This is a genomic window from Bradyrhizobium sp. LeoA1Lang, assembly GCF_055413685.1.
This window is the reverse complement of record NZ_JBVAPG010000011.1, coordinates 16,041-36,586: the sequence shown is the minus strand read 5'-3', so window position 1 is coordinate 36,586 and position 20,546 is coordinate 16,041. Positions and strand designations below refer to the sequence as shown.

Below are 20,546 nucleotides of genomic sequence, written 5' to 3'. Positions count from 1 at the left end.
CGCCCAACCTCCCGCTCAAACCTTGAAGTAACCCGGCTGGCCGATGTCGGCGATCAAGTTAGCCCCAGTGGGCGTCCAGCCCAACCGCTGCTGCGTCAAAGCGCTGGAGGCCGGCATGTCCAAACCGGCGAACATTGCCAGTGGCCCGTAATAATCGGCCGCCTCTTCCTTCTTGATCGAAACGACCGGCACATTCAACGCGCGGCCGATCACTTCGATGACTTGGCGCATGGGTACGCCTTCCTCGCCAACCGCGTGGTAAATTCCGTCTACCGCGCCCTTCTCCAACGCAAGCCGGTATAAGCGGGCGACATCCAGCCTATGCGCCGCTGCCCAGCGTTCGGCGCCTTCGCCGACATAGGCAGCGGCGCCTTTTTGACGCGCGAGCTCGAGCAGATAAGTGATCAACCCAGCTTTTCCGTCGGCGCCATGCACTTGCGGCAGGCGTATTGCCATCGCGCGCACACCACGCGACGCATAGGCCAAACCGGCCTGCTCGGACACGCGCGGAACATGCGGGCTTGAATCGCGTCGCATATCTTCGGTGATCATCACACCTGGCGCGATGAGGCCCGTTCCCGAGGTCACGATGAAAGGCTTGTTCGTGCCAGCCAGCACGTCGCCCATTGCTTCGATGGCGGCCTTGTCGATCGCGCCATTCTCCGCGAATTTCGAGAAATCATGGATGAAGGCCAGATGGATCACGCCGTCCGAATCCCTTGCGCCGCGCTTCAGGCTTTCCAGGTCCTGCAGCGAGCCGCGATGAACCTCCGCGCCTAGTTTCTCGAGCGTCTCGACGTTCGCTTCGGAGCGCGCGAGGCCGACGACTTGATGCCCGTTGGCGATGAGTTCTTTTGTAGTTTCGGTGCCGATAAATCCGGCGGCGCCGGTGACGAATACGCGCATGAGAAGCACTCCCTGTTCGGAATGCCGGGATATTGCTAAGCTCGTCATTCGGGTAAAGTAGTGAGATTATACAGGTATAATCGCTAACAGGATGACGGACGCGAACTCGCTCGGGGCTTATCTCAAGGATCGTCGCGCGAAGCTCGATCCTACGGCATTCGGCTTTCCGCTGAAGCGGCGGCGAACGCCGGGACTTCGGCGCGAAGAAGTGGCGCAGCGCGCGAATGTGAGCGCCACATGGTACACTTGGCTGGAGCAGGGGCGCGGCGGAGCACCCTCGGCCGACGTGCTGGATCGCATTGCCCGAGCCATGATGCTGACCGACGTGGAGCGCGAACATCTGTTTCTGCTCGGCCTAGGCCGGCCACCCGAAGTCCGCTATCATGCGCCCGAAGGTATCTCACCCCGTCTGCAACGGGTGCTCGATACGCTGGAATACAGTCCCGCTTTTATTCGCACGGCGACATGGGATTTGATCGCGTGGAACAGGGCCGCCGCGACGGTCCTCACCGACTACAGCAAACTGCCGGATGGGCAGCGCAATGTTCTGCGCATGATGTTCCGCGATAGCCGCGTGCGCGCAGCGCAGTCCAACTGGCAAAGTGTGGCGCGCTATGTGGTGGCGTCCTTCCGCGCGGATGTGGCGCGCGCCGGTGCGGCGCGCAATGTGCAATCGCTGGTCGATGAACTCTCCGCGACAAGCGCCGAATTCGCGGCAATGTGGCGTGACAACGACGTGCAAGGGCACGGCGATGGCGTGAAAGTCCTCCATCATCCCACCGCGGGACCGCTCTCGATGGAGTTTTCTGCTTTCGCCGTCGATGGCCGGCCCGACCTCAATATGGTGATCTACAATCCTGCAACGCCCGCGGACGCGGACAAGATCCGCGCGCTGCTGAAGTCTTTTCCGAAGTAGGCGCGATGGGCGTCACGCTCTCCGGCGGCGAGCAGCAGATGCTCGCAATCGGCCGCGCGCTGGTGACCAATCCGAAGCTCCTGATCCTGGATGAGGCCACCGAAGGCCTTGCCCCGCTTATCCGCGACGAGATCTGGAGCTGCCTCTCGATGCTGAAAGGGCGCGGCCAATCCGTGCTCGTGATCGACAAGAACGTCGGCAACCTCGCCCGCATCGTCGACCGCCACTACATCATCGATCGCGGCCGCACTGTGTGGAGCGGCACGTCAGAGCAACTGGTCGCCGAGCCCGATCTGCAGCACCGGTATCTCGGGATTTGAGGCGCGGCTTGGCGCCGCGATTGCCGCGCGGCACCAAATGATGGGCCAGAAGCAGCCATCTGTTCTCTGGGCTGATCAATCATCTGCGGAACAGACAAAATCGAACTGCGTCGTAACTCCTTCGTCGGACGACGCTTTGGGATAGTAGGCTTGGCTTCACGCGAAACCGAGGCTCCGAAAGTGCCAAGCCTGTTGCGATCACCGCGATCTATCACACCTCCGCGCGTGCCTGCGTCCAGACCGCGATCGGCTGCTCGAGCCCGCGGATGGTCTGCGGGGCCTGGGCCATCAGGGGACGAAACACCGCTTCTGCACTGTCGAGTTCGGTCCTGGCCTGCCTGACGAGATCGTCGCTCGCCACCAGCGCGCAGTCGAGCGCGCGGGTCAAGGCTTCGAGCCGGCTTGCGGCGTTCACGGTCGAACCGATCACCGCAAATTCGAGACAGGTCAGCCCGATGTCGCCGAGCACGACCGGCCCATAATGCAAGCCAAAACTGACGCGGATCGGAGTCTCGCCCGCCGCTTTGCGCTGGTTGTTCCATCGATCCGCCGCCGACATCATCGCCTGCGCACAGCGTAGCGCGTTAATGGCGTCGGCCTTTCCGACGAACGGCGTGCCGAAGGTCGCCATCAGCCCGTCGCCGAGATATTTGTCCAGCGTGCCGCTGTGACGGAAAACCTCCTGCTCCATCAGCGCGTGGAATTCGCGCAAGGTGCGCACGACCTCGTCCGGCGTGCGCGCGTCGGCAAAGGCCGTGAAGCCGACGATGTCGACGAACAGCACCGCGACGTTTTGCGTGCGCACCTGCTTCAGTGGCTCGTCATGCCCTGACAATTCCTCGACCACGTTCGGCGAGAAGTAGCGCGCGAGATTGCCGCGTTCGCGCTCCACCGCGGCATGGCGGATCAACAGATCATTGCTGCGGCGCACCGCCACGGCGAGCGTCACCGCGACGATCATGAACACGACGATCTCCTGAATGCGCTCGCCGAACACGATCGAGTTGGGCGAGATCAGTTGAAACAGCCGGTGATCGCTGCCGATTGCCGCTGCGATACGGGCGGTCAGCGCGGGATCGCGATCGGGCTGCCACCACACCCAGGCAATGCCGATGATCCAGAGGGCGGAGGTCCACGTTCCGACCGCGATAACCGTTCGCCAGGAATAGGCCAGCGTGGCGCCCGATAGGAGCACGAAAAAATAGATGAAGTTGCCGAAATGGAGTTGCATCGCCGCCGGCCAGTGTCCGGAGCCGAGGGGATTCGGTCCCACGATGACGAACGTCAGCAGCGCGAGGTCGCAGAACAACAGCGCAAGCTCCGGCCTCGACACGCCGACCCGCCCGACTCTGGCCTGAGCCCAGCCGATTAGCGCGAACAGGCCCAGCAGAGCCACATAATATAGCTGCTCCCATGCCGGGTTGATAATCGGCAACAGGCAGGCGATTACGGCAAGCGCGACATAGCGCGCCCGCACCGCCAGCCGCAGGCCCTCCTGCTTAGCCGCTGCGAGCGCAGCCTGCGCAAACTGAACGGTATCAGTTTCGGTGTCGCGCCGACTGCGCGCGGGGAGCGCGGCGGGCAAGTCGAGGTGCTCGACAAGCGTGGTCACGGGCGGTCTCCTTCGATTGGGCGGCCGCAGCACAGTAACGGACATCAGCAGCCGCAACCAACAATCAGTGTAGTGATACATGAGTTTCAGGTCATCAGCTCAGGCTGAGGACATCGACCTACTCGCGAAAATGGATGTCAGCTGTATGCTCGGCAGCGCATCAACCAGGCATCGCGGGAGGTCCGTTCCGGGTCATTTTCGACCGAGTGAGCCGGGTGTACCGATCGGTTGATGTCCGCTTGGCCGCTAAAGCATGACAAGGGCGAACGGTGACGAAGCTGTCCAGATGATCGACACCTCGATTTGGTCGGTATCAACGCCTGCCGGTCTGGATCGCACTGGCAGCCGGTGAGGCCCACGGTTGTAGCTCTGCGCTAATGGGCCCACGGCCGAATTGATGACGAAGCATAGCCCGGCGTTCGCTTGCGACTATGATAGTGGGTGACGCCTTGCGCCGTCGCTCGCCGCAAACTTCGCCGTCATTCCGGGATGCGTGCGAAGCATGCAAGCCCGGAATCCATTGGGCCGCAAGCGCCTGTGGTGAAATGGATTCCGGGCTCGATGCTGTCGCATCGCCCCGCAATGACGATGTGGACGCTTTGGGTGCGACAAAACAACCCGACGGGCAAATCACCAAAAGTCTGTCCAGCCCTCGCAGAAAAAACATTCCGCTTCCGTCGTCGGGCAAATCAGTGGTTTAACTCCGCGCGTCTCAGCGCGAATGAGGGGCGGGTCGCGATCGTCACGAACGTTGCGGTGAGATGCGGTGGACGCAATGCGTGTGACTGACGAGCATGCGCAGTGCGGACGGCGAAGTCGTGTGGTCCTGGCGCCCCGACGCTGGCGCTAAGTTTTTTGCGCAAACAAAATTTGCGCGAGAGATGACGGTGGCAAGAAAGCCCGGTCACCGGGAAGAGCGCGAAGTAAGCCGTAACACCATCGCGCAGGGAAAGCCGGAATGCTTCGGTTGAACCTGTGGTCCTACCCCCGTGCTTTTTGTTGCACGGGACCCACGGGTGCAACCGGCACCCGGCTTTCCCTGCGCCCTCTGATATCGAAGAGGGTGGAAAGTGAAGCAAAGCTCGGGCAATCCATGCCGCGAGAACGCGAACTCACATCCTCACGCTGTTTGACATTTGAATCGTGATTTCTCCCCTCGTCGTCCCGGGCTTGACCCGGGACCCATAACCACAGGATTTCGTGATGTGCTCCGCCACCGCCGCTTGCTCGCGCGATAACACCTCCCTGTGGTTATGGGTCCCCGCCTTCGCGGGGACGACAGCGGTGAGCTGTTTGAAATTCGAACCAGAACTCACCACCCGTCGTTGCGAGCGAAGCGAAGCAATCCATTGCGCCGATCGTGGAGATGTGGATTGCTTCGTGCTAGCTCAGGCTGCGCGCGGAAGGATCGAGAATGGCGATGCCCGCATAGCCGGCGATAAGCGCGTAGCCGGTCTGGTTCGGATGCAATGGATCGTTCATCGCGGATGAATTCCAGGTCCCGCCAAAGAGTCCCCAAATGTCGATAAACGGCACATTGGCGGCGTAAGCGAGCGATTTCATATTGGCAACATAGGCTGCCTGCGTCGGGTAACGCGTTGGCGCCTGCGCAATCGACCGCGGCCAGCGGTGGGGCTCCATCGACATCGATCGTGAAACGTCCGCTGTCGGGCGAGCGGGCGTACCAGACTTCAATCGTGTCTATCGGGTTGGTCGGGGTGAAGGACTGTGAAATCGCGCTCGGTTGGCCGTGAAAAGATCCTCCGCAGAGCGTTTCGGAAGCCCTTATGTTACTGATCGCCCAACCGGCGCGATGAAGCCGCGCATCGAAGGCATGAACGTCACCGGCGGCGGCGCTAACGTTGTTATCACCCCATACGCTTGACCAGCTTCCGTTCGGGATCAGTCTTGCCAATTGCGTTGGCCACGACTTGCTCTTGGCGTTGGAGGCGAGTTCATTGCTGGCGGCGCCCTGGCCGGCGACCGTTGAATCGCCGAGGCACCCGATGATCGCATTGGCTTCCCCGCGCTGCTGCGCCGCCGATGCTCTCTGCCAATTGGGGAGGTTAGAGCCGGTAAAATTGTAAAAGCCGGTGGGCAGCGGATTGCCGAGGGGCAGTACCTCGCCATAGGCCGGCGTCAGCAGACCACTCTGCCTCGAAAGTTGCATATAGGCCGCCAGCGCCGCAGCGCCTGCAATGAACTCGCGTCGCCGCATCAATGGCTTCCCCGCGCAATCGCCGGGGCTTTCATCAAGAACGCGCGTAGCTTGCCCATTGCCATTCCTGCGTTTGTAGGCGAATGAAAGACACTGCTATACTTGTTCCGTAAATCTACGGACGTGGTCTGTCGTAGTTGCCTATGGTCGATCTGGGAATTTAGCCTTGGCTTGACCGAGCCAAGCTAAAGCATTTGAAACAATGTCTTCAATCGCCTTCTTCAGCGACCTGGATGGTTCCTCGCGCTCCGCTGCGATCGCCGGTTCGAACGCAGCCCGGAGCGTTGCCTGATGCAGCTCGATGCTCCCACCGGATTAAGCCCGAACCGTGCTGGCCGGTCGCCCGGTGGCACTGCAACAAGAGCGCCGCTCAGGGTTGCAGCGCCGCTGTGGCTATTCTTGCTATCCATAGGCATGATTGTTGCGGTTTGGTGCTGGTTGGCGATGCCGGTCTCATTGGGACATGCGCCTGTCGATCTCGCGAAAAAACTGGATTGTGTTTCCTACGCGCCATTCCGCGGCCACCAGACGCCGTGGAATTCCTCCGTCATCATCAGCCCGGACCAGATCGCGGAAGACATCGCCGATCTTGCCAAGATCACCAACTGCATCCGCATCTACTCCGTAGAGAACGGTTTGGACAAGGTGCCGGAGCTCGCGTCAAAGGTCGGGCTGAAGGTGATCCTCGGCGTCTGGATCGGACGTGATCGTCTGAAGAACGCCAGCCTCATCGAAACAGCGGTGTCGCTGGCCAACCAATTCACTGACGTGGTCACCGCCGTCATCGTCGGCAACGAGGTGCTGCTTCGGGGTGAACTGCCCGAGGCGGGCCTTCGCGAAGCCATCCGCTCCGCCAAAGGCCGCGTCAGCGTCCCCGTGAGCTACGCCGACACCTGGGACTTCTGGCTGCGCTACCCGGAGCTCGGCCATGAGGTCGATTTCGTGACGATCCACGTCCTGCCCTATTGGGAAGACGTTCCGCCCCGCGCCGAGCACGCACCCCAGCATGTGCTCGACGCACGCAACAAGGTCGCTCTCGCATTTCCCGGAAAGGAGATCTTCATCGGCGAGGCCGGCTGGCCGAGCCGAGGACGCATGCGCGACGGCGCGCTGCCATCGCGCATCAATCAGGCGCGCTTCACCTTCGACCTCCTCGACAAGGCTAGTCGGGAGAACGTTCGTGTCAATTTGTTCGAAGCGTATGACGAGCCATGGAAGCGCCAGTGGGAAGGGACGGTGGGCGCTCATTGGGGGTGGCTCGATGGAGAAAGCCGGCGGCTGAAATATTCACCCGGAGCCGCCGTCAGCAACTATCCGTTCTGGAAGCTGCAGCTCGGCGCTGGCCTTGCTTTCAGCATTGCCGTGTTCGTCACGGCGTTGTTGGCGCGCTTGCGCTCGGCTGCGCCAACGGCATTGCCGCGGTGGCTTGCGGTGGCGGCATCCGCCACGGTCGGCGGAATCCTGCTCGGTATGAGCGTCGAGAATGCGCTCTACGAAAGCTACGGCTTTGCCGGATTGATGCGGCAAGGAACGCTGTTGATCGCAGCAACGGCTCTGCCGCTCCTGTGCATGAACGCCTTGATGTCGGGCCGCGCGCTCCCGGCGTTTGCGGAATTGATCGGACCGCGCGAGATGCGGACACGATCCGTGACGGCACTGCTTCTCGGCGCTGTTCTTCTCCTCACTGCCATGGTCGCGGCGGAAAGTGCACTGGGCCTCATGTTCGACCCGCGGTCGCGCGACTTCCCGTTTGCCAGCTTGACCATGGCGGCGGTGCCGATCCTGGTGGTGACGCTGCTGAACCGTCGAAAGCCGGAAGTCTGCGCAACGTCCGAGTCGGTATTCGCGGGCCTGTTCGCGGCCGCCGCGGTCTACCTCCTGCTGAATGAAGGCTTTCAAAACTGGCAGTCGTTGTGGACCGCGGCCGCGTTGTTCCTGCTTGGCGCCGCGCTGTGGTCGTCGCGCGACCGGTGAAATTTCTGGAGTACGTCGATGTCGCTGGATGGACTTTCACGGCGTCATTTCGCAACGCTCGCCGGAGGGGCAGCGCTCGGATTGTCGGCCGCGCCGGTCCATCCGGCCGATGCTGGCAGGTCGCAGGAGGTCAGAGCCGCCGCTGAAAATTCGCTGGCCGGATTTCCGGTCGACTTCCGTTGGGGCACGGCGACCTCGGCCTATCAGATCGAAGGAGCCGTCAACGAAGACGGACGTGGGCCCGCGATCTGGGATGGTTTTGCCCGCACGCCAGGGACCATCATCGATAACAGCAATGCGGATGTCGCGGATGATCATTATCGCCTGTACCGCGACGACGTCCAGTTGATGAAGGCGCTGGGAGCCACGGCGTATCGTTTCTCGATCGCCTGGCCGCGTATCTTCCCGGATGGATCGGGCACGCCAAATCCGAAAGGCCTGGACTTCTACGATCGGTTGATCGACGAACTCCTGGCAAACGACATAGAGCCGTTTGCCACGCTCTATCATTGGGATCTGCCCCAGGCGTTGCAGGACCGTTTCGGCGGCTGGATGTCTCGCGACACCGCGAAGGCCTTTGCGGACTACGCGGCTTATGTCGCCGAGCGCTTGACCGATCGCGTCAGCCACATCTTCACCATCAACGAATGTTCGAGGCTCGTTCATCTCGGCCACGGCCTTGGGATCGACGCCCCCGGTTTGAAGCTGCCGCAAGCCGAATTGAATCAGATCCGTCACAACGTCGCGCTGGGCCATGGCCTGTCGGTGCAGGCGATCCGTGCGCGTGGCCGGCCGGGAACCAAGGTCGGGCCCGCGGAGAATCTGGTCGTCTGCATACCGGCGATCGACACACCCGCGAACGTGCGCGCCGCAGAAATTGCGACACGCGAACTCAACGGCGGCTATCTGACCGTGATACTCGAGGGACAGTACATCGACGGCTTTCTGGCTCAGGCCGGAAAGGATGCCCCAAAATACACAGCCGAGGATCTCCGCATCATCTCATCGCCGATCGATTTTCTGGGGCTGAACATCTACAAGCCCGACCACTACGTGCTGGCGGCCGATAATGAGCGCGGCTTCACCTTGGCGCCGTTTCCGGCATCATTCCCACATATGGATGCGGATTGGCTCCGGTTCGGCCCCGAGGCGATGTACTGGGCGCCGCGTCACGCGGCGAAGCTGTGGGGCGTGCGGTCGATCTACATCACCGAGAACGGGACGTCGTCGGTAGACGAGCCGGCAGCGGACGGCAATGTCTACGACCTGGATCGGGTGATGTATCTCCGTAACTATTTGCAGCAACTGCAGCGCGCGACGTCGCAGGGAGTGCCCGTGGCCGGCTACTTCCTGTGGAGCCTGATCGACAATTTCGAATGGGCGGACGGCTATCAGAAAAGGTTCGGGATCTATCGGGTCGACTTCAAGACGCAACGCCGTACGCCGAAACTGAGCGCGTCGTTCTACCGTGAGGTCATCAAGCAAAACTCAGTGGTCTGATACGCCGGTCAGACGGGCGCACCTAAATGCTTTCCGCTGAAGTCAGCGGCCAAGATGATGCCGGCCCATCTGGACAAGGCTGGCGCGGCAGGCGAAGTGGTAAATGATGCCGATGAGATATGCCAACATGATCGAACTCCGCTGTTGATCATGGAGGGGTATATTGACCCCTTATTCTTTCAGGAGATTTTCGCGGCGTCGCGAAAATGGTTTCGTGGCGGTCATAGTGGATTTCGTCGGGCGACGAAGCACGAAACCGAGTCACGCGCGCGTGACGGATACCGCCGTCATTTGGTGAGGGCTACTGTCCTTCTCCGCGGCGTCCGCCCGCTCAAAACATCTCGAAATATTCGCGGTGCTCCCAGTCGGACACTTCCGACTGGAAGCGTTCGATCTCGGCGTTCTTGATATGCACGTAGTAATCGACGAACTCCGCGCCCAACGCCTGGCGGAAGAACGGATCGTCGCTCAGCGCGAACACCGCCTCGCGCAGGCTCTTCGGCAATAGCGCCGCTTTGGTCTCATAGGGCGTGTCGGCCGACGGCCCGGGATCGAGCTTGCGGTCGATGCCGTCGAGTCCCGACAGGATCTGCGAGGCCATGTAGAGATAAGGATTGGCGGCCGGCTCCCCGATCCGGTTCTCCACCCGTGTCGCCGGATCGCCCGCGCCGCCGAGCACGCGGATCATCACGCCGCGATTGTCGCGGCCCCAGATCGCACGGTCGGGCGCCAGCGAATAGGAACGGTAGCGCTTGTAGCCGTTGATGGTCGGCGTCGTGAACACGGTGGAGGCGCGGGCATGCTGCAACAGCCCGGCGAGGTAGCAGGACCCGAACGGGCTCAAGGCCTGGTCGGTCCCTCGCCGCTTGTGCGGGACACCAGCGACTGATGCAGGTGCCAGCCAGACGCAAAGACGTTGGGCAGTTTCGGCCGGCACATGAAGGTCGCGTGATAGCCATGCCGCCGCGCGATCTGCTTCACCGCGGCTCGGAACAGCACCATGGTGTCGGCGGGTTCGATGCCTGCGGTCGGCTGGAAAGTGAATTCGCACTGGCTCGGGCCGAACTCGACCTCGACCGAGCGCAGCGGCAGGCCGAGCGCGAGCACGTCGCGGCGGATGATCTCCAGCGCCGGCTCCATCTGGTCGTAACGCTGCTCGGTCAGGTATTGATAGCCGTGCGAGAGCAGGCTGACCGAGGGCGGCCGGCCCGGCTGGCCCGAGTCCTCCGGCGCCATATGCGCGTCGTCGAGCTTGAAGAGGTGGAATTCGACCTCGAGACCCGCAACGAAATCATAGCCGCGCGCGCCGAGCTGATCGAGCACCCTGCGATAGAGGCTGCGCGTCGCGAAAGGCACCGGACGGCCGTCATTGAAATAGATGTCGCAAAGCAGCCAGCCTGTCGTGGGTGCCCATGGCAGCACGCGGAACGTGGTGGGATCGGCCACCATCAGCACGTCGGCGGCGCCTTCCATCTCCTTCATGCCGAAGCCGCCGCCGGCAGTGAACACCGGGAACACCGTCTTGTGCGAGGTGTCCTTGGCCAGCATGGTTGTGGTGATGGAGCAGCCGCTTTCCAGCGCGCGCACCGCTTCACTTGCTATCAGCGTCTTGCCGCGCAAGATGCCGTGCTGGTCCGGAAACGACAGCCGGATGACTTCGAGGTTGTTTTCTTCGACGATGCGGCGGACGCGCGCCGCCGCCTCCTTCTGCTCATCCGACCACAGGCCGTGACGCTGGACAAAGCTCAACGCGCCGTTCCTTTGCATTGGTCGTCATTGCGAGCCACCGGGGCGGCGCGAAGCGCCGCCCCGGTGGCTCGCAATGACGGGGAAAGCAACATCATTCGGCCGCCGAGAGATGCTGCACCTTGCCGGCGATCTCGCTCGGCACCGGCGCGGCCCACGGTGCACCGCGGCGCCGCTTGACGTCGACTTCCATCCAGTAGAGCTCCCAGCCCTGGGTCGGCCCGATGCCGTCCATGGTTGCGGGGCCCTGGATGCTGCGGGACGTCGCCTCGTCGAGGAACAGCATCGGCTTCTCGCCGCCGGACACCTTTTCGATCTCCTGCCGCAGCAGCCGGCGATACTGCACGATCGCCTTGTCGCTCTGGCCGAGATGCTCCTTGGTACGGTCCTGGATCGGGCCCATCGATTCCACCGCCCACTGGTCGTGGACGTTGATGTCGTTGCCCATGCCGGTATAAGTCGCGGTCATCTGCTCGTGCGGATCGAAGCCGTAATCGTTCGACCTGTTCTTGCGCGAGATGTAGTCGGGCAGCTCATAGAGCTCGAGCCGCTGGTCGCGCATCTTCTTCTTGTCGACCGGCGCCGCGTAGCTGGTGAAGATCGCGTACCAATAGCAGTTCTCGTCATCGACAGGCACATGCCACTGCGTGATCGTCATCTCCGTGCTCATCGGGATGACGAAGCCGTGCGGGAAAAGCTGGTTGGTCACGCGAACATGCGTGCGCTCTTCATCCAGTTCGCGCAGCGCGATCAGCCGCAGGCCGTATTCGGTGTGCTCGACATTGATGATGGGACGGTCATATTCGCGCAGGATCCTGGTCATCGGCATGTCGGATCCCGCGGAAGCGCCGCGGAATTGCTTGCCATACGCGGTTGAGGTGTCCTCGTCCTCAAAGAAGCGGTGCAGGTAGGATGCGTGCGAAGGGTCGATGCCGACTTCAAGCGCCTGCAGCCAGTTGCAGTTCATGTGGCCCTTGAACGCGAAGGTGTGGCTGCCGGGTGCCACGAAGCAGTCGATCTCTGGAAACGCCGGCGGGGTGCCTTCGCCGAGATAGGCCCAGAGGATGCCGCTCTTCTCGACCACGGGATAGCAGCGCTGCCGGATGCCCTTGCAAAGCTGCGAGGTCTTCGGCTCGGCCGGCGTCTCGAGGCATTGGCCGGTGACGTCGAACAGCCAGCCGTGGAAGGCGCAGCGCAGCCCGCCATGCTCGAGCCGGCCGAAGGCGAGATCGGCTCCGCGATGCGCGCAGTGGCGGTCGATCAGGCCGTAGCGGCCTTGCTCGTCGCGAAACAGCACGAGGTTTTCGCCAAGCAGCCTGACCGGACGCACCGGCCGCGGCCCCTCGAGCTCGTCCACCAGCGCCGCTGGCTGCCAGTACATTCGCATCAATTTCCCGCACGGATCCTTCGGCCCGGTGCGGGTGATCAGGTCGTTCTGCTCCTGGCTCATCATGGCGGCAGTCCTCCCCGGGACGCTTGGATTTGTTCGCCTATTGAACGAATGGGCGAATTATGACATGGCTTAATCGAGCGGCAAGCACAATTTTTGATCTGCGCCGCCGGGACGGACCCATGCCGAAGCTGAAGCGTGAGGATCGCGAGGAGCGCGCCACCGATTTCGTCGAAAGCCTCGACCGTGGGCTGCGGCTGCTCCAGATCTTCGGCACCATTACGGGACCCGCGACGCTGAGCGATCTCGCACGTGCCGCCGACCTGCCGCGTGCAACGGCAAGGCGCATCCTGTTCACGCTTGAACGCGGCGGGTTCGTCGCGACTGACGGCAAGCTGTTCACGCTCACGGCGCACGTGCTGACGCTTGCGGGATCGTACCTGCGCTCGAACCAGGTGATTGCAGTGCTGCAGCCGGTGCTCGATCGCATCGCGAGCGCGGCGCAGGAGATCAGTTCGCTTGCGCTGCTTGATGGCGATGAGGTCGTGTTCGTCGCGCGCGGCAGCCCGGCGCGGATGTTCTCCAGCGGTCTCGATATCGGCTACCGCCTGCCGGCCTTCTGCACCTCGGTCGGCCGCGCCATGCTCGGCCGCTTCAGCGATGATGAATTGGCGACGAGACTAAAGGCGATGCGCCGCGAGGCGCTGACGCCGCAGACGATGACTGACCCGAAGCGGCTGCTCGCCGCCATCATCGCCGATCGCGAAAAGGGTTACTCACTGGTCGACCGCGAAGCCGAACCGCATTTCCGCTCGATCTCGGTGCCGGTCCGCCGCTACGACGACACCATCGTCGCCGCCATTAATATGGGCGCCCATGTCGATCGCGTGCCGACGGAAGAATTGCTCGAACGCTTCCTGCCGCTGCTGCGAGAGGGAGCGGAGGATGTGAAGGGCAGGCTGCTCTGACGCGTGTAGCCGGGATGAAGCGAAGCGTAATCCGGGGTGTTTCGTGGGCGGACAGAGTTTCTCCGGGTTGCGCTGCGCTTCACCCGGGCTACGCGGTCGTCGCGTTGCAGCTACATCGCCACGCTGCGCAATCCAAAACTCCGCGCCTGGTTCTGCAATACCGGCGTTACCGCTTCGATCAGCCGTGCGGCGGCGGCATCCACCGAAAGTCCGGCCGTATCGACCACCGCGGAAGCACGCGAATAAAGCGGCTCGCGGCTGACCAGGATGTTGCGCAACTCCGCCATCGCGGAGCGATCGTCGGCCATCGGCCGCAGGTCGCCTTGGCGGCGCACCCGCGCCATGTGCTCTTCTGGCTCGGCCTTGAGCCAGATCGTGTAGAACGACGACAGGATCAGGTCGAAGGTGAGGGGCTCGGAGACGATGCCGCCGCCGGTCGCGAGCACCATCAATTCGTTCCGCGCCAGCAATTGCTTCAGCGAGACCTGCTCCATGCGCCGGAAACCTTCCTGGCCGTAGAGCGCGATGATCTCGGCGACGGAGAGGCCATTCTCGCGCTCGACTTCCTTGTTGAGCTCGACAAAGCTCCAGCCGATCCGTTTCGCCAGCATCCTGCCGAGCGTGGATTTGCCGGCGCCGCGCAGCCCGATCAGGGCAATGCCTGAGAATGAGGAGCGCCGCGGCGCGGATGCGCTGCCGCCGGCGAGGATGTCCTTGGCGTGTGCGATCTGCTCGGGCGTCGCCTTGCGCAGGAGATCGCGGATCACGGCCCAGTCCGGCGCCGGCTCGGCGGAGGGGATCAGGTCTTCCAGATGCGCGCCCATCGCGTGCGACACCCGGCGCAGCAGCACGATCGAGACATTGCCCTTGCCGCTTTCGAGCTGCGCGATATAGCGCTCCGAAATTCCCGAAACCTTGGCGAGCACTTTCCGCGACATGCCGCGCAGCGCGCGCATCGTGCGCACGCGCTGGCCGAGCTGTTCGAGGAAATCGGTTTCGGGATCGGGCTTTTCGGTCATGTCCCCCCACGCACGGAGAAGTCAGGAAGGATAGTGCCGACCAGGATTGACAGCAAGCCGCTCCGGTGGCTTTCTATGAATTATAATTCTTAAATCTGGGGAGAGACGTGGTGGCGTGCTTTGGCGTAGGGAGCAGGGCATGAGCGGCACCTCCTACAACGCGGTGACCTGGCTATTGGACCGCAACGTCGACGAGGGCCGCGGCGACAAGATCGTCTTCGACGACACAGTCTCGCAGCTCACCTATGGCGGGCTGCAGCGCGAGAGCCGCCGTCTTGCCAATCTGCTCCGCCGCCTCGGCGTCCGCCGCGAGGAGCGCGTGGCGATGATCATGCTCGACACGGTCGATTTCCCGATCGTGTTTCTGGGCGCGATCCGCGCCGGCGTGGTGCCGGTGCCGCTGAACACACTGCTCACCGCGGATCAATACGCCTATGTGCTCGCCGACTGCCGCGCGCGAGTGCTGTTCATCTCCGAAGCGCTGCTGCCGGTGGTGAAGGACATCGTCGGGCGGATGCCTGACCTCGAGCATGTTGTCGTCTCCGGCAAGGACACGCACGGCCACAAGACATTTTCCGACGAGCTGGCGCGCGAGGACGATGACTTCACGACCGCCGCAACCCATCGCGACGAGCCCGCGTTCTGGCTCTATTCCTCGGGCTCGACCGGCATGCCCAAGGGTGTGCGCCACCTGCATTCCAACCTCGCCGCCACGGCGGAGACGTACGCCAGGCAGGTGCTCGGCATCCAGGAGAACGACGTCGGGCTATCAGCGGCAAAGCTGTTCTTTGCTTACGGCCTCGGCAACGCGCTCACCTTCCCGATGTCGGTCGGCGCCACCACGATCCTCAATTCCGAGCGGCCGACACCCGCGGTGATGTTCGCGCTGATGAACAAATATCACCCGACCATCTTCTACGGTGTGCCGACGCTGTTCGCATCGATGCTGAACGATGAAGCGTCGAAGACGATGCCCGCGGGGAAGCGGCTGCGCATCTGCACCTCCGCCGGCGAGGCGCTACCGGAATCCGTCGGCAACGCCTGGAAGGCGCGCTTCGGCGTCGACATCCTCGACGGCGTCGGCTCGACCGAGCTCTTGCACATCTTCCTGTCGAATGCGCCCGGCGACATCAAATACGGCTCGTCCGGCCGCCCCGTGCCCGGCTACAAAGTGAGGCTCGTCAACGAAAACGGCGCCGACGTGCCGGATGGCGAAGTCGGCGAACTGCTGGTCGATGCGCCCTCCGCCGGCGAGGGCTACTGGAATCAGCGCAGCAAGAGCCGGCAGACCTTCGAAGGTCATTGGACCCGCACCGGCGACAAATACATCCGCGATGCCGAGGGCCGTTATACCTTCTGCGGCCGCAGCGACGACATGTTCAAGGTCTCCGGCATCTGGGTCTCGCCCTTCGAGGTCGAGAGCGCGCTGATCACCCATCCCGCCGTGCTGGAGGCCGCCGTCGTGCCGGAAGCCGATCCGGAGGGATTGCTCAAGCCGAAGGCCTTCGTGGTGCTGCGCGCGGATGCGAACACCGATGGCCTGCACGAGGCGCTCAAGGAGTACGTCAAGCAGAAGATCGGCCCGTGGAAATATCCGCGCTGGATCGACGTGGTCGAGAGCCTGCCGAAGACCGCGACAGGCAAGATCCAGCGTTTCAAGTTGCGGGACGGCGACCGCAAATGACGCCGTCATTCCGGGGCGTCCGAAGGACGAACCCGGAATCTCGAGATTCCGGATCGGGTCGCTGCGCGACCCGTCCGGAATGACTGAGCAGGAGACGTTATGGCAAATCTCGCACCATCAGGCTTTCTCAACATCAGTGGCTCCGATCTCGAATACCGCATGATCGGCCCGGCTCCCGACACGGCGCCGACCATTGTGATGCTGCATGAAGGCCTGGGTTCGGTCGGGCTGTGGGGCGACTTTCCGGAACAGCTTCAGGACACGACCGGCGCCGGCGTGTTCGCCTATTCGCGCGCCGGCTATGGCGCCTCGAGCCCGGTGAAGCTGCCGCGCCCGCTCGACTATATGCACATCGAAGCGCAGGAGGTGCTGCCGGAACTGCTGGATGTCATCGGCTTCCGCCGCGGGCTTTTCGTCGGGCATTCCGATGGCGCGTCGATCGCGGCGATCTACGCCGGCTCGCACCAGGACCATCGCCTGCAGGGCATTGCATTGATCGCGCCGCACTTCATCGTCGAGGACATCTCGGTGAAGTCGATCGCCGAGATCAAGACGATGTACGAGAGCACGAACCTGAAGGAGAGGATGGCGCGCTGGCACAAGGATGTCGACAACGCCTTCTACGGCTGGAACGGCGCCTGGCTCGATCCGAAATTCCGCGACTGGGATATTTCCGAATACCTCGCCTATATCCGCGTGCCCGTCGCGATCCTGCAGGGCGAGGCCGACCAGTACGGAACGTTGCGCCAGGCCGAGATGGCCAAGGAAGAGTGCTACTGCCCGGTCGATGTGACGGTCATTCCAGGAGCCGGCCATTCGCCACATCGCGAGGCGCCGGAGGCAACGCTCAAGACGATTGCCGATTTCGCCGAGGCGGCGTTGCGGACTGACCAGCCGCAGGCGGCCTAGGCCGCCGAGCCTAGCGGCCGGAACATGAAGCAAAGTGCATGTTCTCGCGTTTTTGACTAGACCAACTCTAAAACATGCATTATTGTGCATGATCAGATAACCAATAACGCACAAGGGTGGCTCATGGCCGGTGAGGATCGCGTGCTCGCAAACGGCGCGAAATACATCGATTTTCAGACCGACCCGTCCCGGTACCGGCATTGGAAGCTTGATGTCGACGGCGAGGTCGCAACCCTGACCATGGACGTCGATGAGAATGCCGGCCTGTTCGAAGGCTACCAGCTCAAGCTCAATTCCTACGACCTCGGCGTCGATATCGAGCTCGCCGACGCCGTGCAGCGGCTGCGCTTCGAGCACCCCGATGTGAAGGTCGTGGTGATGCGCTCGGGCAAGAACCGCGTGTTCTGCGCCGGCGCCAACATCCGCATGCTCGCGAGCTCGACGCACGCGCACAAGGTCAATTTCTGCAAATTCACCAATGAGACCCGCAACGGGATCGAGGACTCCTCCGAGAATTCCGGCCAACGCTTCATCACTGTCGTCAACGGCACCGCGGCCGGCGGCGGCTATGAGCTCGCGCTCGCGACCGACCACATCATCCTCGCCGACGACGGCGCGGCCGCCGTGGCGCTGCCCGAAGTGCCGCTGCTCGCGGTGCTGCCGGGCACCGGCGGGCTGACGCGCGTCGTCGACAAGCGCAAGGTGCGCCGCGACCATGCTGACTTCTTTTGCACCATCGAGGAAGGCATCAAGGGCAAGCGCGCCGTGCAGTGGCGCCTCGTCGACGAGATCGCGCCGAACAGCAAGCTGGAAGGCAAGCTCGCCGAACGCGTCAAGGAATTCGCCGCCAAATCGACCCGCAACGGCAGCGGGAAGGGCATTGCGCTCTCGCCGCTCAACCGCGTGATCGACGAGAACAGCATCCGCTATGGCTTCGTCAGCGTCGATATCGATCGCACCGCGCGCATCGCGACGATCTCGATCCAAGCGCCGGAGGCCGCGCCATCAGCCGATGTCGACGACCTGATCGCGCAAGGCGCCGCGTTCTGGCCGCTGCAGGTCGCGCGCGAGCTTGACGATGCGATCCTGCACCTGCGCATCAACGAGCTCGGGATCGCGATGCTGGTGTTCAAGAGCCACGGCGATCCCGCTCATGTCGTCGCCTATGACGATTTCCTCGAAGCCAACAAGACATATTGGTTGGTCAACGAGATCAGGCACATTTGGAAGCGCGTGCTGAAGCGCATCGACGTCACCTCGCGCACGCTGGTGACGTTGGTCGAGCCCGGCTCCTGCTTCGTCGGCACGCTCGCCGAACTCGTGTTCGCCGCCGATCGCTCCTACATGCTGATCGGCTCGCGCGAGGGCGACAACCGCCCGCCGCCCGCGATCCAGCTCACCGCGATGAATTTTGGACCCTATCCGATGAGCCACGGGCTCACCCGGCTGCAATCGCGCTTCCAGGCCGATCCTGCCGATCTGGAGCGCGCGCGCGGCGCGATCGGCAAGGCGCTCGACGCGGAAGAGGCCGAGGAGCTCGGCCTCGTCACCTTCGCGCTCGACGACATCGATTGGGACGACGAGGTGCGCGTGTTCCTCGAGGAGCGCACCAGCTTCTCGCCCGACGGCCTCACCGGCATGGAAGCGAACCTGCGCTTCGTCGGCCCCGAGACCATGGAATCGAAGATCTTTGCGCGTTTGACCGCGTGGCAGAACTGGATCTTCCAGCGCCCCAACGCGGTCGGCGAGGAGGGCGCGCTGCGCCGCTACGGCACCGGCCAGAAGGCGCAGTTCGATATGACGAGAGTTTAGGGCGAATAGTGAATAGCGAATGGCGAATAGGATTCCATTCGCTACTCGCCATTCGCTATTCGCGAGCGCGTGTTCGGTAGCAAGCTTTGAACGAGATTATCTCCAACGGGAGGTCCCCATGAACATGAACATCATGAACGTCGACTACTCGACCAAGATTCCCAACAACGTGAATCTGTCGGCGGATCGTCAGGTCCTGAAGGCGCTGGAGGGCTGGCATCCCGGCTACATGGACTGGTGGAGCGACATGGGGCCGGAAGGTTTTCAGCAATCGCTGGTCTATTTGCGCACCGCCTATTCGGTCGATCCGCGCGGCTGGGCCAAGTTCGACTACGTCAAGATGCCCGAATATCGCTGGGGCATCCTGCTGGCGCCGCAGGAAGAGAACCGCGTGGTGCCGTTCGGTGCCCATTATGGCGAGCCTGCCTGGCAGGAAGTGCCGGGCGAGCATCGCGCCATGTTGCGGCGGCTGATCGTGATCCAGGGCGACACCGAGCCGGCCTCCGTCGAGCAGCAGCGCCACCTCGGCAAGACCGCGCCCTCGCTCTACGACATGCGCAATTTGTTCCAGGTCAATGTTGAGGAAGGCCGCCATCTCTGGGCGATGGTCTATCTGCTGCAGAAATATTTCGGCCGCGACGGCCGCGAGGAGGCGGATGACCTGTTGCGCCGCCGCTCGGGCGATGCCGACGCACCGCGCATGCTGGGTGCTTTCAATGAGGCGACGCCGGATTGGCTCTCCTTCTTCATGTTCACCTATTTCACCGACCGCGACGGCAAGATGCAGTTGCATTCGCTGGCACAGTCCGGCTTCGACCCGCTGTCGCGCACCTGCCGCTTCATGCTGACGGAAGAGGCGCACCACATGTTCGTCGGCGAAACCGGCATCAGCCGCGTCGTGCAGCGGACCTGCGAGGCGATGCGCGAAGCCGGTATCGAGGATCCGACCGACATCGCGAAAGTGCGGGCGCTCGGTGTGATCGACCTGCCGACCATCCAGAAGAAGCTGAACCTGCACTATTCGCTGTCGCTCGATTTGTTCGGCTCCGAGGTCTCGACCAACGCCGCCAACGCCTTCAACGCCGGCATCAAGGGCCGCTACAAGGAGACGACGATCGATGACGATCATCAGCTCCAGAACTCGACTTATCCGGTGCTGAAACTGATCGACGGCGAGCTCAAGCTGGTCGACGAGCCGGCGCTGACCGCGCTCAACATGCGCCTGCGCGACGACTATACGCAGGACTGCGTGAAGGGCATGCTGCGCTGGAACAAGGTGATCTCGACCATCGGCTACAACTACAAGCTCGCGGTGCCGCACGTCGCCTTCCATCGCGCCATCGGCGAGTTCAAGGACGTCGAGGCGACGCCCGAGGGAATCCTGATCGACGCAGCCACCTGGAACAAACGCAAGACTGAATGGTTGCCGACCATCGAAGATGGCGAGTTCATCGCTTCGCTGATGAAGCCCGTCACCGAGATCGGGAAATTCGCCTCGTGGATCTCGCCGCCGAAGGTAGGTATCGACAACAAGCCCGGCGATTTCGAGTATGTGAAGATCGAGTCATAACC

Annotated in this window: 13 protein-coding genes and 2 pseudogenes; 9 read left to right on the top strand and 6 right to left on the bottom strand. The window is 62.7% G+C overall.

The window, feature by feature from the left end:
* Nucleotides 1-15: 15 nt before the first annotated feature.
* Nucleotides 16-906 carry an SDR family oxidoreductase gene (locus tag ACZYOF_RS06380; protein WP_463715192.1) on the bottom strand — a complete coding sequence of 297 codons (891 nt, stop codon included), beginning with the start codon at nucleotides 904-906 and terminating at the stop codon, nucleotides 16-18.
* 91 nt (nucleotides 907-997) lie between these two features.
* On the opposite strand from ACZYOF_RS06380, the gene ACZYOF_RS06375 reads away from it, so the two are divergent.
* Nucleotides 998-1,822 (top strand): helix-turn-helix transcriptional regulator, encoded by an 825-nt coding sequence (locus ACZYOF_RS06375; protein ID WP_463715191.1) that lies wholly within the window; start codon nucleotides 998-1,000, stop codon nucleotides 1,820-1,822.
* Nucleotides 1,792-2,142, top strand: a pseudogene (locus ACZYOF_RS06370) (ATP-binding cassette domain-containing protein); the annotation flags it as partial. The gene ACZYOF_RS06375 and the pseudogene ACZYOF_RS06370, both read left to right, overlap by 31 nt.
* A gap of 211 nt (nucleotides 2,143-2,353) precedes the next feature.
* On the opposite strand, the gene ACZYOF_RS06365 reads toward ACZYOF_RS06370, so the two are convergent.
* Together ACZYOF_RS06365 and ACZYOF_RS06360 are read right to left on the bottom strand one after the other, a co-directional pair.
* Entirely contained in the window at nucleotides 2,354-3,754 is a 1,401-nt protein-coding gene (locus ACZYOF_RS06365; protein ID WP_463715190.1) for an adenylate/guanylate cyclase domain-containing protein, read from the bottom strand.
* Nucleotides 3,755-5,066: 1,312 nt separating this feature from the next.
* Entirely contained in the window at nucleotides 5,067-5,972 is a 906-nt protein-coding gene (locus ACZYOF_RS06360) for a hypothetical protein (protein ID WP_463715189.1), read from the bottom strand.
* Between the two features lie 444 nt (nucleotides 5,973-6,416).
* Here ACZYOF_RS06360 and ACZYOF_RS06355 point away from each other — a divergent pair, with 444 nt between their 5' ends.
* On the top strand, nucleotides 6,417-7,946 hold the full coding sequence (locus tag ACZYOF_RS06355) for a glycoside hydrolase family 17 protein (RefSeq protein WP_463715188.1): 1,530 nt from the start codon (nucleotides 6,417-6,419) through the stop codon (nucleotides 7,944-7,946).
* Nucleotides 7,947-7,964: 18 nt separating this feature from the next.
* Nucleotides 7,965-9,446: a GH1 family beta-glucosidase gene (locus ACZYOF_RS06350; RefSeq protein ID WP_463715187.1), complete on the top strand. Its 1,482-nt coding sequence runs from the start codon at nucleotides 7,965-7,967 to the stop codon at nucleotides 9,444-9,446.
* A 331-nt stretch (nucleotides 9,447-9,777) separates the two neighbouring features.
* Here ACZYOF_RS06350 and ACZYOF_RS06345 read toward each other — a convergent pair.
* Together ACZYOF_RS06345 and ACZYOF_RS06340 are read right to left on the bottom strand one after the other, a co-directional pair.
* Nucleotides 9,778-11,195 (bottom strand): annotated as a pseudogene (locus tag ACZYOF_RS06345) (glutamine synthetase family protein).
* Between the two features lie 91 nt (nucleotides 11,196-11,286).
* On the bottom strand, nucleotides 11,287-12,645 hold the full coding sequence (locus ACZYOF_RS06340) for an aromatic ring-hydroxylating dioxygenase subunit alpha (protein ID WP_463715186.1): 1,359 nt from the start codon (nucleotides 12,643-12,645) through the stop codon (nucleotides 11,287-11,289).
* Between the two features lie 119 nt (nucleotides 12,646-12,764).
* Here ACZYOF_RS06340 and ACZYOF_RS06335 point away from each other — a divergent pair, with 119 nt between their 5' ends.
* A complete protein-coding gene (locus ACZYOF_RS06335; RefSeq protein WP_463715185.1) occupies nucleotides 12,765-13,550 on the top strand; it encodes an IclR family transcriptional regulator domain-containing protein in 786 nt (261 codons plus the stop codon).
* A 110-nt stretch (nucleotides 13,551-13,660) separates the two neighbouring features.
* Here the strand turns inward: ACZYOF_RS06335 and ACZYOF_RS06330 are convergent, their stop codons facing one another.
* Nucleotides 13,661-14,569 (bottom strand): helix-turn-helix transcriptional regulator, encoded by a 909-nt coding sequence (locus ACZYOF_RS06330; protein WP_463715184.1) that lies wholly within the window; start codon nucleotides 14,567-14,569, stop codon nucleotides 13,661-13,663.
* A gap of 139 nt (nucleotides 14,570-14,708) precedes the next feature.
* Between ACZYOF_RS06330 and ACZYOF_RS06325 the strand changes: the two genes are divergently transcribed.
* The 4 genes from ACZYOF_RS06325 (at nucleotide 14,709) to boxB (ending at nucleotide 20,544) form a co-directional block, all read left to right on the top strand.
* Nucleotides 14,709-16,253, top strand: a complete 1,545-nt coding sequence (locus tag ACZYOF_RS06325; protein WP_463715183.1) for a benzoate-CoA ligase family protein — start codon at nucleotides 14,709-14,711, stop codon at nucleotides 16,251-16,253.
* Nucleotides 16,254-16,352: 99 nt separating this feature from the next.
* Nucleotides 16,353-17,162, top strand: coding sequence for an alpha/beta fold hydrolase (locus ACZYOF_RS06320; RefSeq protein WP_463715182.1), 810 nt, complete (start codon nucleotides 16,353-16,355; stop codon nucleotides 17,160-17,162).
* Between the two features lie 123 nt (nucleotides 17,163-17,285).
* Nucleotides 17,286-18,974 (top strand): 2,3-epoxybenzoyl-CoA dihydrolase, encoded by a 1,689-nt coding sequence (boxC, locus tag ACZYOF_RS06315; protein WP_463715181.1) that lies wholly within the window; start codon nucleotides 17,286-17,288, stop codon nucleotides 18,972-18,974.
* A gap of 118 nt (nucleotides 18,975-19,092) precedes the next feature.
* Complete coding sequence (gene boxB / locus ACZYOF_RS06310) at nucleotides 19,093-20,544, top strand: benzoyl-CoA 2,3-epoxidase subunit BoxB (protein ID WP_463715180.1); 1,452 nt, start codon at nucleotides 19,093-19,095, stop codon at nucleotides 20,542-20,544.
* The last annotated feature ends 2 nt before the right edge of the window (nucleotides 20,545-20,546 follow it).

Coding starts and splice junctions, on each gene's coding strand:
- ACZYOF_RS06380 (WP_463715192.1), bottom strand. CDS start 906: ATGCGCGTATTCGTCACCGGCGCCGCCGGATTTATCGGCACCGAAACT.
- ACZYOF_RS06375 (WP_463715191.1), top strand. CDS start 998: ATGACGGACGCGAACTCGCTCGGGGCTTATCTCAAGGATCGTCGCGCG.
- ACZYOF_RS06360 (WP_463715189.1), bottom strand. CDS start 5,972: ATGCGGCGACGCGAGTTCATTGCAGGCGCTGCGGCGCTGGCGGCCTAT.
- ACZYOF_RS06355 (WP_463715188.1), top strand. CDS start 6,417: ATGCCGGTCTCATTGGGACATGCGCCTGTCGATCTCGCGAAAAAACTG.
- ACZYOF_RS06350 (WP_463715187.1), top strand. CDS start 7,965: ATGTCGCTGGATGGACTTTCACGGCGTCATTTCGCAACGCTCGCCGGA.
- ACZYOF_RS06340 (WP_463715186.1), bottom strand. CDS start 12,645: ATGATGAGCCAGGAGCAGAACGACCTGATCACCCGCACCGGGCCGAAG.
- ACZYOF_RS06335 (WP_463715185.1), top strand. CDS start 12,765: ATGCCGAAGCTGAAGCGTGAGGATCGCGAGGAGCGCGCCACCGATTTC.
- ACZYOF_RS06330 (WP_463715184.1), bottom strand. CDS start 14,569: ATGACCGAAAAGCCCGATCCCGAAACCGATTTCCTCGAACAGCTCGGC.
- ACZYOF_RS06325 (WP_463715183.1), top strand. CDS start 14,709: ATGAGCGGCACCTCCTACAACGCGGTGACCTGGCTATTGGACCGCAAC.
- ACZYOF_RS06320 (WP_463715182.1), top strand. CDS start 16,353: ATGGCAAATCTCGCACCATCAGGCTTTCTCAACATCAGTGGCTCCGAT.
- boxC (WP_463715181.1), top strand. CDS start 17,286: ATGGCCGGTGAGGATCGCGTGCTCGCAAACGGCGCGAAATACATCGAT.
- boxB (WP_463715180.1), top strand. CDS start 19,093: ATGAACATGAACATCATGAACGTCGACTACTCGACCAAGATTCCCAAC.